Here is a 13693-nt window from a genome sequence, read left to right on the forward strand (position 1 = left end):
GGAGCAGCACCGGCCCGTCCCGCCGTCGGTACGCTGCGCCCGTGGACCTCCTCGCGCTCGCGCCCGGCGCCGTCGGCATCGCGCTGAGCCCGCTGCCCGTCGCGTCCGTGGTCGTGCTGCTCGGGCACCGGCGGGGGTACGCACCCGCGATCGCCTGCACCGCCGGCTGGATCGTGGCCGTCGCCGTGGCACTCGTGCTGGCGGTCGCGGTGGGGGAGCGGCTCCCCGTGCAGACGGCAGGCGGATCGTCGGTCCAGGCGATCGTCGCCCTGGTCGCGGGCGTGGTGCTCGCCGGGCTCGCGGTCTGGCAGTGGACGGTCCGTCGGCTGCCGGACGGGTCCCCGTCGAGCACCCGCTGGGCGGACGTGGTCGAGCGGGTCGGTCCGGTGCACGCCTTCGGGCTCGGGATGCTCCTGTTCTGCAACCCGAAGGCGATCGTGCTCGCCCTGGCCGCTGGGCTGGCCTTCGGGGACGCCGAACCCGGTCCCGGCGTGGCGCTGGCGGCCGGCGCGGCCTTCGTCGTGGTCGCCGCGTCGACGACGGTGCTGCCCGTGGTCCTGGCGCTCGCGGCCGGTCCGCGTGCCCGCCGCCCCCTCGCCGCGATGCGCGCGGGGATCGCCCGGTGGGGTTCCGTCGGTCTGGTCGCGGTGCTCGCGGTCCTGGCGGTGGTCCAGCTCACCGTCGGCGTGACCGGCCTGTCCTGACGGATCTGGCCTGACCGGACGCCGCTCGTTCGGCGCATCGGTGGAGCAGGAAGCGTCGGGTCGAGCACGTCCACCCGACGATTGCTGCTCCACGGAGCGGGCGGCTGGAGCGGGTGGCTGGACCACGCGACGGACGGGAGGCCCGTGGCGGCGCCGCCACGAGCCTCCCGTCCGGTGATCCCGCGGCTCAGTCCGCGCGCGGCTCTGCCGGGATCGCCCCGGTGGCGGCGCGCGCCTCGTCCGACGCCCGGGGCGTCGCCGGGTCCGTGCCGCGGGCACGGCCGACCAGGTCCATCAGGTGGTAGACGACGATCGCGGCGACCGTCCCGACGATGATGCCGCCGAAGGTCGCGCCGCCGAACGAGAACGTGAAGTCGGCGATGCCCATGATCAGCGCGATGCCGGCGGTCAGCTGGTTCTTCGGCTTCGCGAAGTCGACGCGGTTCTCGACCCAGATGCGGATGCCGATGACGCCGATCAGGCCGTACAGCGCGGTGGTCGCACCGCCGAGCACGCCGGCCGGCACAGACGAGATGACCACGCCGACCTTCGGCGACAGACCGAGCAGGATCGCGACGATCGCCGCGACCCAGTACGCGGCCGTCGAGAACACGCGAGTGGCGGCCATCACGCCGATGTTCTCGCCGTAGGTGGTCGTCGCGGAACCACCGCCGGCGCCGGCGAGCACGGTCGAGACGCCGTCGGCGAAGAGCGCGCGACCGGTGAGCGGCGTGAGGTCGCGGCCGGTCAGCTGGCCGACGCCCTTGACGTGCCCGACGTTCTCGGCGACCAGGGCGAGCACGACCGGCACGAAGCCGAGGTAGATCGCGAGCTGGCCCGGGTCGAAGGCCGGGGCGGTGAAGGTCGGCAGGCCGATCCAGGGGGCGGAGGCGACCTTCGTCAGGTCGACCTCGCCGGCGAGGAGCGCCGCGACGTACCCGACCAGCACGCCGATGACGATCGACAGGCGACCGAGCAGCCCCTTGAACAGGACCGTGACCAGGATGATCGCGGCCAGGGTGATCAGCGCGACGACGGGGGCCTTCGTGAAGTTGTCGCGGGCGGCCGGCGCGAGGTTGAAGCCGATCAGCGCGACGATCGCGCCCGACACCACCGGGGGCATCAGGCGGTCGATCCACCCGGCGCCGGCCAGGTGCACGATCGCGCCGACGAGGGCGAGCAGGACGCCGACCACGATGATCCCGGACAGCGCGAGCGGGATGCCGCCGATCTTCGTCGCGGCGCCGATCGGGGCGAGGAACGCGAACGACGAGCCGAGGTAGCTCGGCAGACGGTTGCCGGTTATGAGCAGGAAGAGGATCGTGCCGACACCGCTGAACAGCAGGGTCGTCGAGGGCGGGAAGCCCGTGATGAGCGGCACGAGGAAGGTGGCGCCGAACATCGCCACGACGTGCTGCACGCCGAGCCCGATGGTGCGACCCCAGGAGAGGCGCTCGTCCGGCGCCACGATGGTCGAGGAGGAGACGGTCGCGCCGTCACCGTGCAGCTTCCAGCCGAGTCCCATGGCAGCACCGTAGCGGCTGCCGTCCGGTCCAGCCGTCCGTGGGAGCCTGTCTGTGGGGAGCACGACACTCCGGAGAGGGACGCACCACCGCACATGAGACGCTTCCGACGCGCCAGTACCCGGCTCGCGGCCCGGTCGGCGACCCGACCCTGGATCGACCTGGTGGTCGTCGCCGCCGTCGTCTTCGTGGTGGCTGCGTCCGTCGCACGGGCCTTCACCTACCCACCGTTGGAGGGCGGCGACGAGCCCGCGCACCTCGACTACGTCCTGTCGGTGTGGCACGCGCACCTGCCCGTCTTCGAGGACGGCATCACGTACAACGCCCCGTTCGGCAGCACGACCCCGGTGCAGTGGGTCGCGCAGCACCCGCCGCTGTACTACCTCGTCCTCGCTCCGGTCGTCGGACCCCTGTTCGACGGCGGCGACGCGCTGGCCGCGGTGCTGGCCGGACGGGTGATGAGTGCCGCGATGGCCGGCGGTGTGGTCCTCGCGTCGGCGTGGGCCGCCTGGCGGTGCTTCCCCACCGCCCGCCTGCTCCCGGGCGCGGTCGCCGTCGTCACGGCCTTCGCCGGCATGCTCGTCCAACAGGGTGGGTCGATCTACAACGACGTCCTCTTCGTGCTGTTCTCGGTGCTCGCCTGCGGGATCGCGGGCGCGGCGCTGCGGACCGGTGTCACGAGCAGGCTCCTGGTCGGCGCCGCGATCGTCGGCGCCGGGGGCACGGCGACCCGCCTGTCCTTCGCGCTCTGGCTCGTCGCCCTCGTCGTCGCGCTGGCCGTCGCCCCCACCGTGCGGGCCGGCAGGCTCACCGGTGTGCCGGCGCGTCTGCTCGCGGCCGCCACCCCCGTCGTCACCGCCGCGCTCGCGTCGGGGTGGTTCTGGTTCCGCAACCAGCAGCTGACCGGGTCGTTCAGCGGCCGGCAGGCGGACTGGGGGATCGAGAACATGGGGCGCGTCGTGCGCCCCAGGGCGGAGGTCGCGACGGACCCGGACTTCTGGACCGGACTCTTCGGGATCTACCGGGGCGTCCTGGACCCGGCCGAGCCGGTCCAGCTCGTGCAGTGGGTGCTCATGATCCTCCCGATGGTCCTCGCGGGCGTCGTCGGGACCTGGGCGGCCGGACGTCGGGCCGTCGGACGGTCCCGCACCGTGGCCGCGACGACCGGACGGCGACGTGACCGGACGTCGACGACGCTGATCGTGCTGATGTTCCTCGCGGTCGCCGCGATCCTGACCGTCGTCGAGATCGACTACGTCCACGGCGGTGGAGCACCCAACACCCGGTACTCGCTGACCGTCCTGCCGATCATCACCATCGTGATGGGCGCCGGACTCACCGCCCTGCCGCGACTGTTCCCGGTGCCGCTCACCGCGTGGGTCCTGCTGGCCTGGGTGCCCTACCTGTCCCTCGTCGACCTGCAGGTGTCGACGATCGTGCCGGACGCGGCAGGGGTCGTCCAGGTGTCCGTCGGAGCGTCGGCGGTCGCCGCCGCGGCGATCGTCGTCGGTGCCTTCACGGCTCGTCGGCGCGTGGGGACGACGGTGTCCGGACCGTGATGCCGAGTCAGGTCTCTGCCACCGGATCGTGGCACGGGTACCCGAGGTACTCCGCGGCCGCCCGCATGCCGGCGTCGTGCGTGACGATCGTGGCGTCGAGACCGGCGGCGATGACCGAACCGAGGTGGACAGCGTCCAGTGTCTTGATGTGGGGCTCGATGGACTCCGCGGCCGCGAGCACGCCGTCGGTGATCGGCAGGACGTCGACGACGTCGAGGAGCTCGTTCCGGAGGGCGACGGGTAGACGCTCGCGGCGGAGCACACGGGTGAGTTCCGTCTGCAGCAGACGAGACGTGACCAGCTCGTGTCCCGGGTCCGCGGAGACACCGTCGATCCAGGTGGCGGCGGTCGGTGAGTGCCCGAGCAGTGCTCGGAGCGCGACCGAGGTGTCGAGGTAGTAGACGGTCACCTGTCGCGCTCGTCCGCCAGGAGTTCGTCGATGTCCCGCGCGGTCTGCAGCTCGTGTCGAGGGAGCTGCGCGAGGCGTGACCCCCCGGCACGTCTCCTGGGGACCACCGGAAGGCCAGGAGCCAGCGGGACGACCCGTGCCACTTCGTGGTCGTGACGAGTCACGCGGTAGGTCTCGCCCGCTTCGACCTCAGCGAGCATGCGCGTCGGGTTCTGCCGCAGCTGTCCCACGGTGATGGTCTTCATGACCGAAGGATACGCGGTTGTCTACGGATGTCTACACCGGAGTGACTGCTGACTCCGTGCCGGCCGGGCACCGGTGGCTATCGTGGAGCGCATGACCGACGTCGCACGCACCTCAGGGATCCACACCGACGAGCTCGACCCGGACGTCCGCCCGCAGGACGACCTGTATCGGCACGTCAACGGGACGTGGATCGCGGAGACGCCGATCCCCGACGACAAGGCCCGGTACGGCTCGTTCACGGTGCTCGCCGAGGACGCCGAGGTCGCGGTGCGCGCGATCGTCGAGCGCTCGCAGCAGGCCGCGCCCGGCACCGAGGAGCGCAAGGTCGGGGACCTCTACACGTCGTTCACCGACGAGGAGCGCCTCGAGGCCCTCGGCACCGGCCCGATCGACCCGCTGCTCGGCGAGATCGACGCCGTCGAGACGACCGACGACGTCATCGCGATGGTCGGACGCTTCGAGCGCCTGGGCCTGCCCGGCTTCATCCAGCTCTTCGTCGACAACGACCCGGGTGACCCGGAGTCGTACGTCGTGTTCCTCGAGCAGTCCGGCCTGGGCCTGCCCGACGAGTCGTACTACCGCGAGGAGCGCTTCGCCGACATCCGCGCGAAGTACCGCGAGTTCGTCGCGTCGATGTTCCCGCTGGCGGGCTTCGCCGACGCGGGGCAGAGCACCGAGGCCGTCATCGCTCTGGAGACGGCGCTCGCCGCGGTGCACTGGGACAACGTCACCACCCGCGACAGCCAGAAGACCTACAACAAGATGAGCTGGGACGAGGTGACGGCGCTGGCGAACGGCGCCGACCTGCACCTGTGGTGGCAGGCGATCGGTGCGCCGGCCGGCGCGTTCGAGACCGTCGTGGTCCGGGAGCCGTCGTTCATCACCGGGCTCGCGGAGCTCCTCCGCTCGCAGCCGCTCGACGCGTGGAAGGACTGGCTGCGCTGGCAGGTCATCCGCGGGTCCGCGGCGTACCTGACGAGCGCGATGTCCGCGACGAACTTCTCGTTCTACGGCACGGCCCTCACCGGCGCCCCGAAGCAGCGCGAGCGCTGGAAGCGCGGCGTCTCGCTGGTCGAGGGCGCGATGGGCGAGGCCGTCGGCCGCATCTACGTGCAGGAGCACTTCGACGAGACGTCGAAGGCCGAGATGGACGACCTCGTCGCCAACCTGGTCGAGGCGTACCGGCAGAGCATCACCGGCCTCGACTGGATGACCGACGAGACCCGCGCACGTGCCCTCGACAAGCTCGACAAGTTCACGCCGAAGATCGGCTACCCGGTCAAGTGGCGCGACTACTCGGCCCTGTCGGTCAGCCCGGACGACCTGATCGGGAACGTGCGGGCCGTCGCGAGCTTCCAGGTCGACCGCGAGCTCGGCAAGATCGGCACGCCGATCGACCGCGACGAGTGGTTCATGACCCCGCAGACGATCAACGCGTACTACAACCCGGGCTTCAACGAGATCGTGTTCCCCGCGGCGATCCTGCAGTTCCCGTTCTTCGAGGCCTCGCGCGACGCGGCCGCGAACTACGGCGCGATCGGCGCGGTGATCGGCCACGAGATCGGCCACGGCTTCGACGACCAGGGGTCGCAGTACGACGGCGACGGCCGCCTGCAGAACTGGTGGACCGAGGCCGACCGCCAGGCGTTCGAAGAGCGCACGAAGGCCCTCATCGCCCAGTACGACGCGCTCGTGCCGACGGAGGTGCCAGACGGACACGTCAACGGCGCGCTGACCATCGGCGAGAACATCGGTGACCTCGGCGGGCTGTCGATCGCGTGGAAGGCGTACCTGCTGTCGCTCGACGGCCAGGAGCCGCCGGTCGTGGACGGGCTGTCCGGTGCCGAGCGCTTCTTCCTCAGCTGGGCGCAGGCCTGGCGGATGGCGATCCGTCCGGAGGAGGCAGCGCGTCTGCTGAGCATCGACCCGCACTCGCCGAACGAGTTCCGCTGCAACCAGATCGTGCGGAACATCGACGGCTACTACGAGGCCTTCGGCGTCACGGAGTCGGACACGATGTACCTCGACCCGGCCGAGCGCGTCGCGATCTGGTGATGACCGAGTCGGACGCGGCTCCGTCGTCCGAGCCGGACGCCGAGCCGAGCGCCGGTCGCCCGGAGCCGGGTGCTTCCGCAGGCCCCACCCGCCGTCCGCGGCGTCGACACCAGGTCGACGCCGCGGACGGCGCACGTGCGCGTGGCCGCCACCGCGGGGGAGCGGACGAGCGGTTCAGCGCCGGCCTGGAGGCACTGGGTGCGCTGGCACGGGACGGTGCGTCCGTCAGTGCCTCGGTCATCGACACATCGACCGGCCGAGCGCTGCTCGCCGTGGACGACACGCTCGTGCAGCCGGTGGCGAGTCTCGGCCGGGTGCTGCTCCTGATCGAGACGGCCGCCCAGCTCGAGGACGGCCGCCTGCACGGCGACCGCCTGCAGCGGATGGCCCGGGACACCGCCACCGGTGCGGGCCTGTGGCAGTTCCTGCAGGAGTCGACCATGCAGGTCTCCGACCTCGCGACGCTCGTCGGGGCCTCCGCCGACGCGTGGGCCACGAACGCGTTGCTCTCCGCCGTCGGCATCGACGCCGTGCGCGAGCGTGCCGAGGCGCTCGGCATCGAGCGGACCGCGCTGATCGACCGGGTCCGTGACCGGCGGGGACCCGACGACGCTCCCGATGCCTCGGTCGCGCCGGCGGGCGAGCTCGCCTGGCTCATGCGCGGTCTGGCGCTCGGCGAGGTCGTCGACGAACCGGTGTCGAACCGCGTGCTCGGGTGGCTCTCGCTGGCGAGCGACCTCAGCCTGGTCGCCGGCGCCTTCGGCCTCGACCCGCTCGCGCACCGGGCGCTCGACCACGGCCTGCAGGCGGTCGTCGTCACCGGGTCGTCGACGGGAGTGCGGGCCGAGGCGGGCATCCTGCGCGGACCTGGCTCGTCGGTGAGCTACGCGGTCACGGTGACGTTCGACGACGCGACGTTGCAGCGGCGGCTCGCGGTGGTCGAGGCCCTGCGGACCCTGGGCACCGAGGTGCTCGAGGTCGTGCACGCCCCCTCGTACCGCTGACTCAGTCCGCCGCCTGCCCCTCGGGCACCAACCCCTGCACGCTGAGCAGCCCCGCGTCGGTCGACCGGCACGCGGTGACCCCGGAGTCCCGCACGAACAGCGACTCGGTCGACCCGGGCGGGTACACGCGGAACCCGTCCGCGGCCACCGGGTCGCACGTCGCCGTCGGGTAGTTCTCCGCCTGGGTGATCTTCAGCGGTGCGACGGCCACCGCGCCGGGCGCCAGTGTCACGGTCGGGTGCGCCGATGCCTCGTCACGGGTGGCCGGCGCGCCGATCTGCGCACCCGAGCCGCCGCCGACGAAGGAGACCCCGGGCCACCCCTGCAGCGTGCAGGTCGTGGAGCCGGTGTTGCGGAGCGCGAGGTGCACGTACGTGCTGCCGGCAGCCCCACCGCTGCCGGACTCGATGCTGCCCGTGAGCGAGCCGGTGGCACAGCGGCCGCCGTCGCTGCCGGACCCGCCAGCCGCCGATCCACCCGACGCCGAGGACGAGGACGGGGCCGACGACGAGGACGGCGACGCCGGTGCAGTCGACGGGGACGACGACGCTGCGGCGGAGGCCGTCACGGTCTCGGTGGCCGTCGGCGCCGTGTCCGTACCGCCCGACGAACAGCCGGTGAGCGCGAGGGCGAGCACGACCCCGGTGCTCGCGAGGACGATGGGTGTGCGGGTGCTGCGGTGCATGCCTCGACGCAACACCCGGTCCTGCCCACGGGACTCGGGCGGCGTCCAGTCGTCACGGGCACACTCGCGTCACAGCCAGGAACACGAGCGACGGAGGTCGGAACATGGCAGGTAAGCACGAGCAGGCACGCGGCGACGAGGGCCGAGCGGACGGCGTCGACACCCGCGCTGGAGCCTTCACGGACAGCGAGATCCCCGGCGAGCACCACGTCGACTCGCACGAGCCTGCCGGCGAGTTCGTCTCCAGCGACATCCCCGGTGAGACGCGGCCCCAGGGTGCGGGCGGCGCGGACGAGGGCGAGTACGTGGAGTCGGACATCCCCGGCGAGGCCGAGCCGGCCCCCACCGGCGAGACCGGGCACTACGTCGACAAGGACGAGTGAGACACCGGGCGACTCCTGTCGGAGCTGACCGGAGTCGCCCCTCCCCACGCCGCTCCGCGGCTTCCTGTGTGAAGCCTCACCCCGAGCTCGTACCCCGGAAGCAGTACCACGCCGGAAGTGTTCGTCGCGCTGCGGCCTGTCCGCGCAGCGCGACCGATGTGGCTCGTACCCCGGCCGGTCCGTCGTCCCCGAACGGGGGGCAGAACCGATGGATCAGCTGGGGGTCGCTGTTCCTACGCTCAGTCTTCGTGCTCCCAGGGGAGCGGAGCAGGGCCGGTCTCGAACCGGTCGGAGCAGTAGGTGAGTCCATGCGGAGGCGGGGACAGGTGCCGACCGACATCCGCTACGACGGAACGGACCGCGCCACCTCGGTGACGCTGCCCGCCCCGGACGGGGTGACCAGCGCCTCCCGGCCGCAGAAGACGTACACCTACGGTGCGGAGGATGCAGCAAGGAACCGCACCAGTGCGGTCGACGTCGCGGGGATCACGCTGCCCAACGGGCACGCGTCCACGGTGACGATGGACGCCGCGCTGCGGCAGACGTCGGCGACGTCCGCGTCGGGGCTGACGAGCAGCACGGTGTGGAACAGCCGCGACAACCAGCTCGCGTCGATCGACCCGCAGGGTCGTGAGTCGAGCACCGTGTACGACCAGCAGGACCGCGCCGTCGCCTCCTACGGTCCGGCACCGACGTCCTGCTTCGGACAGGTGCAACCCGCGACCGCGATCCAGAACACCAACGGGCCGTTGCCCACGAGCGGGGTCTGCGCCGGCACCGGCACCCCGGTGGCACAGACCACGACGAGCATCGACGGGAACCTCCGCGGCCTGGCGGCGTCCTGGTACAACAACCAGACGCTCTCCGGTGCTCCGGCGGCGATGACGCTCGGAGTCCCGACAGCGGCGGGTGCGAACGGCGGGAAGACCGACGGCGCCGTCGACTACGACTGGTCGACGGGGAACAACGCCGTCAGCCCGATGACGACCCCCACCGGAACGGTGCTCGGCGGGACCAGCGGCGCGAACTGGACCGTCTCCTTCACCGGACTGATCACGTTCCCGACCGCCGGTACCTACCGCTTCTACACGTGGGCGGACGACGGCACCAAGCTCTGGATCAACGACCAGCTCGTCATCAACGACTGGGGCCCCCACGGTCCGCACATCGCTGCTGCGACCAAGCCGTTCACCGTCGCTGCGGGGCAGAGCCTGCGCATCCGGTTGAACTACCTGCAGCAGACGGGAACGTCCCGACTCGCGCTGGCGATGACGGCCGGCAACACACCGAGCACCTACACGGCCGCCGACGTGGTGCCCGCGTCGATGCTGTCGCCGGCGTACAACCTCGGCACGTCGTCGACGACGGCGGACTCGGTGCCCTCGGGGGCGCAGGCGAACCAGATCAGCCCGATCACCACGGCCACGACGTACTCACGGCCCTGGTACGGCACGGTCGACGGCACCACCGTCGACCCGGCCGGGCTGGCCCTGAAGACCTCGACCACCACCGAGGCTCCCGGCGCCGGCTACCTCCGCTCCCTGACCCGCACCCTGCCCGCGCAGGCGGCGGCCGCGTCGACGAACGCGTACTTCGGTGCGTCGCAGACGATCAAGGACGCCTACGGCACCACCGACGGACAGATCTGCGGCGTGGACGTGTCCACCGCGCAGAACGGGATGCTCAAGTCGACCACCGCACCGACATCCGCGACGGGCAGTGCCGTCGTGACGTCGTACCTGTACGACGTGTGGGGTCGCACCGCCGGGACGAAGACCTCCGGCGACGCGGACTGGTCGTGCGTGACCTTCGACGCCCGAGGCCGGACGGTGAAGACGGTCACCGCGGCGTTCAACGGGCAGCCCAGCAGCACCGCGACGACCGCGTACTCCGCCGACGGGCTCACCACCGCGGTGGCTGACGGAGCGGTGCCGGGATCCCCGAACGGCTCGACGACGACCACCACGACCGACCTGATCGGCCGCGCCGTCAAGTACGTCGACGTGTGGGGCACCACCACGACCACGTCCTACGACCAGGCTGGCCGGGTCACCTCGTCACTGGCGGTGACCGCTGACGGGGTGCAGCACTCGACGGGCCAGTCGTACGACGTGGACTCGAAGGTGACGCAGTTCACCGTGGACGGCAAGGTCGTCGCGGTCCCGACGTACCAGCGGGGTGAGGTCACGTCGGTGGCGTACCCGGCGGGTGCGGGGAGCGCTGGCAACGGCACGTCGGTGACGGTGACGAAGAACGGTGCTGGTGTGTTGACCGGCATGGTGTGGTCCTTCCCGAACGGTCAGCCGCAGGTCACCGATCAGGTGGTCCGGTCGCAGTCCGGTGACGTCCTCACGGACACCACCGTGCTCGGGTCGACGTCGAACGTGTCGTCGTACTCGTACGACACGGCCGGGAGGCTCGTGGCCGCGTCGATCCCCCGGCACAGGCTGACGTACGGGTTCGGTCCGGCGACGTGCACCCAGTCGGGTACGGTCGCTGCGGCTGGGAAGAACGGGAACCGGACGTCGTCGTCGGATCAGCTCCTGGATGCCGCCGGGAACACGGTCGGGTCGGCGACGCAGGTCGCGTCCTGCTACGACGCCGCGGACCGGCTCCTCGGCACGACGGTGACGAACCCCGTGACCGGTGCTACCCCGGTGAACCAGTCCCTGGCCGGGTCCCAGTTGGTGTACGACGCGCACGGGAACACGAGCACGTTGGCGGACGAGTCCCTCGTGTACGACGGGCAGGACCGGCACGTGCAGACGTCGCTGACGGACGGGTCGAAGGTGTCGTACGTGCGGGACGCGTCGAACCGGATCGTGCAGCGCACCGAGCAGACCCCGGACGGGTCGAAGATCGTGACCGGTACGGGTTCACCGGTGATGGTGACACCCCGGACTTTGTCTACGACGGGGCGAGCAAGCTCACCGAGTGGGACCTTCCGTTGCCGGGCGGTGTGACTGCGGAGCTGCGAGGCGCGTCGGCGGTGTGGTCGTACCCGAACATCCACGGCGACATCGTCGCCACGGCCGATGCTGCGGGGCAGCTCGCGAGTACGACGTTGCCGGTGTACGACCCGTTCGGTCAGGTCATGGACCAGACCACCGGCCTGTTCGGTACGGCGGCGGCGAACCAGGCCGGACCGGACACGCAGCAAGGGGCCGCGGACTACGGGTGGCTCGGGCAGCACCAGAAGCTCAGCGAACACCTCGGCTCGATCGCCACGATCGAGATGGGCGCCCGGCAGTACGTCGCAGCCCTCGGCCGGTTCCTGCAGGTCGACCCCGTCGAAGGCGGGACCGACAACGCGTACGTATACGTCAACGACCCCATCAACGCTTTCGACCTCGACGGTAACAAGTCGTGGACGCTTCAGGACTCGGTGAACGTAGCGGATAACATCAGTTCCGGTCTCGGCGTCGCAGCGCTGTTCGGTTGTGGCTTTTGCGGAATCCTTTCGGCAGTCCTTTCCGTCGGCGTTGGTGCATACAAGCTGTCAAAGGGTGACAAATCAGGCTGGCTCGACCTTGCCGGTGCGGCCAGCTTCGGCATAGGTCGCGGGATCGAGTTGGGCGTCAAGGCATACCGTGGCGCTTCAGCGGCTTCCAAAATTGGTAGGGTTGCGCAGAAAGTGTCCGCGACTCGCCGCGCGCGTGCGGCCCGAGTCGGGAGATATGTGGTTAGGTCTCACAAGAATGTCGACTTCGCGTTCGGGACCATGCAGGGAACGACGTGGATTCACCGCTCGGTGAGCAGTCGAGACTCCTGGCTGTACCCACCACGCAGGAAGCGGAAGTGACACCTTGGAAATAGTTGGGTTGGTCCTATTTCTGGTAATCACAGCAATAGTGTCCCTTTTGGGGGTTGCCAAAGACCGAAAGAATGCTTCGCGGCGCGCTTTCCGAAGCAACTCGGAGCTCTGGCAGGTATTCTCCGGAGAAGACATAAAAGCGGCCCTGATTGCGCCCGGACGCCCCCTGGTCGTCGTGAACATTGAAAAGTCCGAACGATACCTGCAGTGGCTCTTCGTTGATGATGACGGAGCTTATGCAGTCGAAACTTACAAACTCGACCCGCCGGCGGGCTTCGTCAATCCGCGTTCAGGGCTTAACTTGAGCGAATTGCGCAAGATCACACGAAAGGCGAGAATGCCAACCAATGCGCGGGTCAGGTACCGCATCTGGTCGGACTACTTCGACACGTCTGGTGGGTAAATCTTCGGAGTTGGAGGAATTTCCATGCGCGCCACTTCCATCCAGCACGGTGGGTGACCGCGTCGCAGCGGTCGAGCTCGCGCTGCCGAATGTGACGGTCCTGGTTCCGGTGATCAAGATCGGCGCGGTCTTCAATGTGCCGACCGGGTACGACTACATCGAGACGCTCTGCCGGTCCGCTGCCGAGCGTCTGCCACCGGATATGTCTCGTGGGTGGCATAGCGGCAGCAGCGGCACTTGGCGCCGCCAACTGGCACGTCAATCGTCTTCGGGAGAATCTGGCCAGGCAGCTGTCGATTGGGGCGGTGGAAGGTTTTATCACCATGTTGCCCTTGGGTGGCTTGGGCTGCATCACTCGCGGACTTGCCCCAGTGCGTAAATTTTCTTTCCGTGGGCGACACAACCCCGTCCCTTTGAAGCGAAACTTCGCTACAGCTCCCGGCATGGCGCTTGTGAAGGGTGTAACGAATATCGCTCGCCAGATCCGACGGTCGAGGCGATTGCGGTGAAGAAAGTGATCGTATGGCGCTTCGCATTCGCTGCTGCGTTTGTCGCGTCAAGTGTGGTGGCTTTTGTCATCGCTGGCGGCGGTCAACTGACCAATAGTCTCTCTGCCGTACTTTGGGTGAGCGCAGTCATCTTGATAGGGGAAGAATTCTTCGAAGGCATTCGAAGCGCAGCCCGAAAACCAGAACGTTCAGCTTTGCAACAGCGGCGGCGAGCTGTCGGATACGGCTTCGTATTGTTATTGACTACCGCGTCATTAATTCTGAAGGCGTTGTACGACGCTTGAGAGTGCTGGTTTCGCGGGCGCAAGAGCCGTTGAGCAGCCATGATCGATAATCGTCTTGTGACCAGGCAAGCGCGGTCGCTGCGGCAGGGCGGAACGGGAACCGGACGTCGTCGTC

The 13693-nt window shown here is 69.7% G+C and carries 12 protein-coding genes; 8 read left to right on the forward strand and 4 right to left on the reverse strand.

Features of this window, described 5'->3' with window-relative positions; genetic code table 11:
- Positions 1–41 precede the first annotated feature (41 nt).
- The gene (locus ACIPEQ_RS16155; protein WP_402715956.1) at positions 42–704 is read left to right on the forward strand and encodes a GAP family protein; all 663 of its coding nucleotides are present in this window, start codon (positions 42–44) and stop codon (positions 702–704) included.
- A gap of 187 nt (positions 705–891) precedes the next feature.
- Here the strand turns inward: ACIPEQ_RS16155 and ACIPEQ_RS16160 are convergent, their stop codons facing one another.
- Positions 892–2229, reverse strand: coding sequence for a uracil-xanthine permease family protein (locus ACIPEQ_RS16160; RefSeq protein ID WP_402715957.1), 1338 nt, complete (start codon positions 2227–2229; stop codon positions 892–894).
- Between the two features lie 93 nt (positions 2230–2322).
- Here ACIPEQ_RS16160 and ACIPEQ_RS16165 point away from each other — a divergent pair, with 93 nt between their 5' ends.
- Positions 2323–3786, forward strand: coding sequence for a hypothetical protein (locus ACIPEQ_RS16165; protein ID WP_402715958.1), 1464 nt, complete (start codon positions 2323–2325; stop codon positions 3784–3786).
- A gap of 7 nt (positions 3787–3793) precedes the next feature.
- On the opposite strand, the gene ACIPEQ_RS16170 is transcribed toward ACIPEQ_RS16165, so the two are convergent.
- Entirely contained in the window at positions 3794–4195 is a 402-nt protein-coding gene (locus ACIPEQ_RS16170; protein ID WP_402715959.1) for a type II toxin-antitoxin system VapC family toxin, read from the reverse strand.
- Positions 4192–4440 (reverse strand): type II toxin-antitoxin system Phd/YefM family antitoxin, encoded by a 249-nt coding sequence (locus ACIPEQ_RS16175; protein WP_126890033.1) that lies wholly within the window; start codon positions 4438–4440, stop codon positions 4192–4194. Before ACIPEQ_RS16175 ends, ACIPEQ_RS16170 begins: the two co-directional genes overlap by 4 nt.
- Positions 4441–4531: 91 nt before the next feature.
- Between ACIPEQ_RS16175 and ACIPEQ_RS16180 the strand changes: the two genes are divergently transcribed.
- Both ACIPEQ_RS16180 and ACIPEQ_RS16185 read left to right on the forward strand, forming a co-directional pair.
- A complete protein-coding gene (locus tag ACIPEQ_RS16180) occupies positions 4532–6496 on the forward strand; it encodes a M13 family metallopeptidase (RefSeq protein WP_402715960.1) in 1965 nt (654 codons plus the stop codon).
- Entirely contained in the window at positions 6496–7500 is a 1005-nt protein-coding gene (locus tag ACIPEQ_RS16185) for a serine hydrolase (protein ID WP_250368147.1), read from the forward strand. Before ACIPEQ_RS16180 ends, ACIPEQ_RS16185 begins: the two co-directional genes overlap by 1 nt.
- 1 nt (position 7501) lies before the next feature.
- On the opposite strand, the gene ACIPEQ_RS16190 is transcribed toward ACIPEQ_RS16185, so the two are convergent.
- Positions 7502–8185 carry a DUF4232 domain-containing protein gene (locus ACIPEQ_RS16190; RefSeq protein WP_209824976.1) on the reverse strand — a complete coding sequence of 228 codons (684 nt, stop codon included), beginning with the start codon at positions 8183–8185 and terminating at the stop codon, positions 7502–7504.
- A 104-nt stretch (positions 8186–8289) separates the two neighbouring features.
- Between ACIPEQ_RS16190 and ACIPEQ_RS16195 the strand changes: the two genes are divergently transcribed.
- The 4 genes from ACIPEQ_RS16195 to ACIPEQ_RS16210 all read left to right on the forward strand — a co-directional run bounded on the left by ACIPEQ_RS16195 (position 8290) and on the right by ACIPEQ_RS16210 (position 13578).
- Complete coding sequence (locus ACIPEQ_RS16195; protein WP_402715961.1) at positions 8290–8568, forward strand: hypothetical protein; 279 nt, start codon at positions 8290–8292, stop codon at positions 8566–8568.
- A gap of 326 nt (positions 8569–8894) precedes the next feature.
- A complete protein-coding gene (locus ACIPEQ_RS16200) occupies positions 8895–11531 on the forward strand; it encodes a PA14 domain-containing protein (protein WP_402715962.1) in 2637 nt (878 codons plus the stop codon).
- Between the two features lie 107 nt (positions 11532–11638).
- Positions 11639–12370: an RHS repeat-associated core domain-containing protein gene (locus tag ACIPEQ_RS16205; RefSeq protein ID WP_402715988.1), complete on the forward strand. Its 732-nt coding sequence runs from the start codon at positions 11639–11641 to the stop codon at positions 12368–12370.
- A gap of 920 nt (positions 12371–13290) precedes the next feature.
- A complete protein-coding gene (locus ACIPEQ_RS16210; protein ID WP_402715963.1) occupies positions 13291–13578 on the forward strand; it encodes a hypothetical protein in 288 nt (95 codons plus the stop codon).
- Positions 13579–13693 lie beyond the last annotated feature (115 nt).

The organism is Curtobacterium sp. NPDC087080 (assembly GCF_044745105.1).
Taxonomy (GTDB): Bacteria; Actinomycetota; Actinomycetes; order Actinomycetales; family Microbacteriaceae; genus Curtobacterium.

Bases quoted from the DNA above. Each gene is read 5' to 3' on its own strand.
- ACIPEQ_RS16175 (WP_126890033.1), bottom strand. From the start codon at position 4,440: ATGAAGACCATCACCGTGGGACAGCTGCGGCAGAACCCGACGCGCATG.
- ACIPEQ_RS16185 (WP_250368147.1), top strand. From the start codon at position 6,496: ATGACCGAGTCGGACGCGGCTCCGTCGTCCGAGCCGGACGCCGAGCCG.
- ACIPEQ_RS16180 (WP_402715960.1), top strand. From the start codon at position 4,532: ATGACCGACGTCGCACGCACCTCAGGGATCCACACCGACGAGCTCGAC.
- ACIPEQ_RS16160 (WP_402715957.1), bottom strand. From the start codon at position 2,229: ATGGGACTCGGCTGGAAGCTGCACGGTGACGGCGCGACCGTCTCCTCC.
- ACIPEQ_RS16195 (WP_402715961.1), top strand. From the start codon at position 8,290: ATGGCAGGTAAGCACGAGCAGGCACGCGGCGACGAGGGCCGAGCGGAC.
- ACIPEQ_RS16190 (WP_209824976.1), bottom strand. From the start codon at position 8,185: ATGCACCGCAGCACCCGCACACCCATCGTCCTCGCGAGCACCGGGGTC.
- ACIPEQ_RS16165 (WP_402715958.1), top strand. From the start codon at position 2,323: ATGAGACGCTTCCGACGCGCCAGTACCCGGCTCGCGGCCCGGTCGGCG.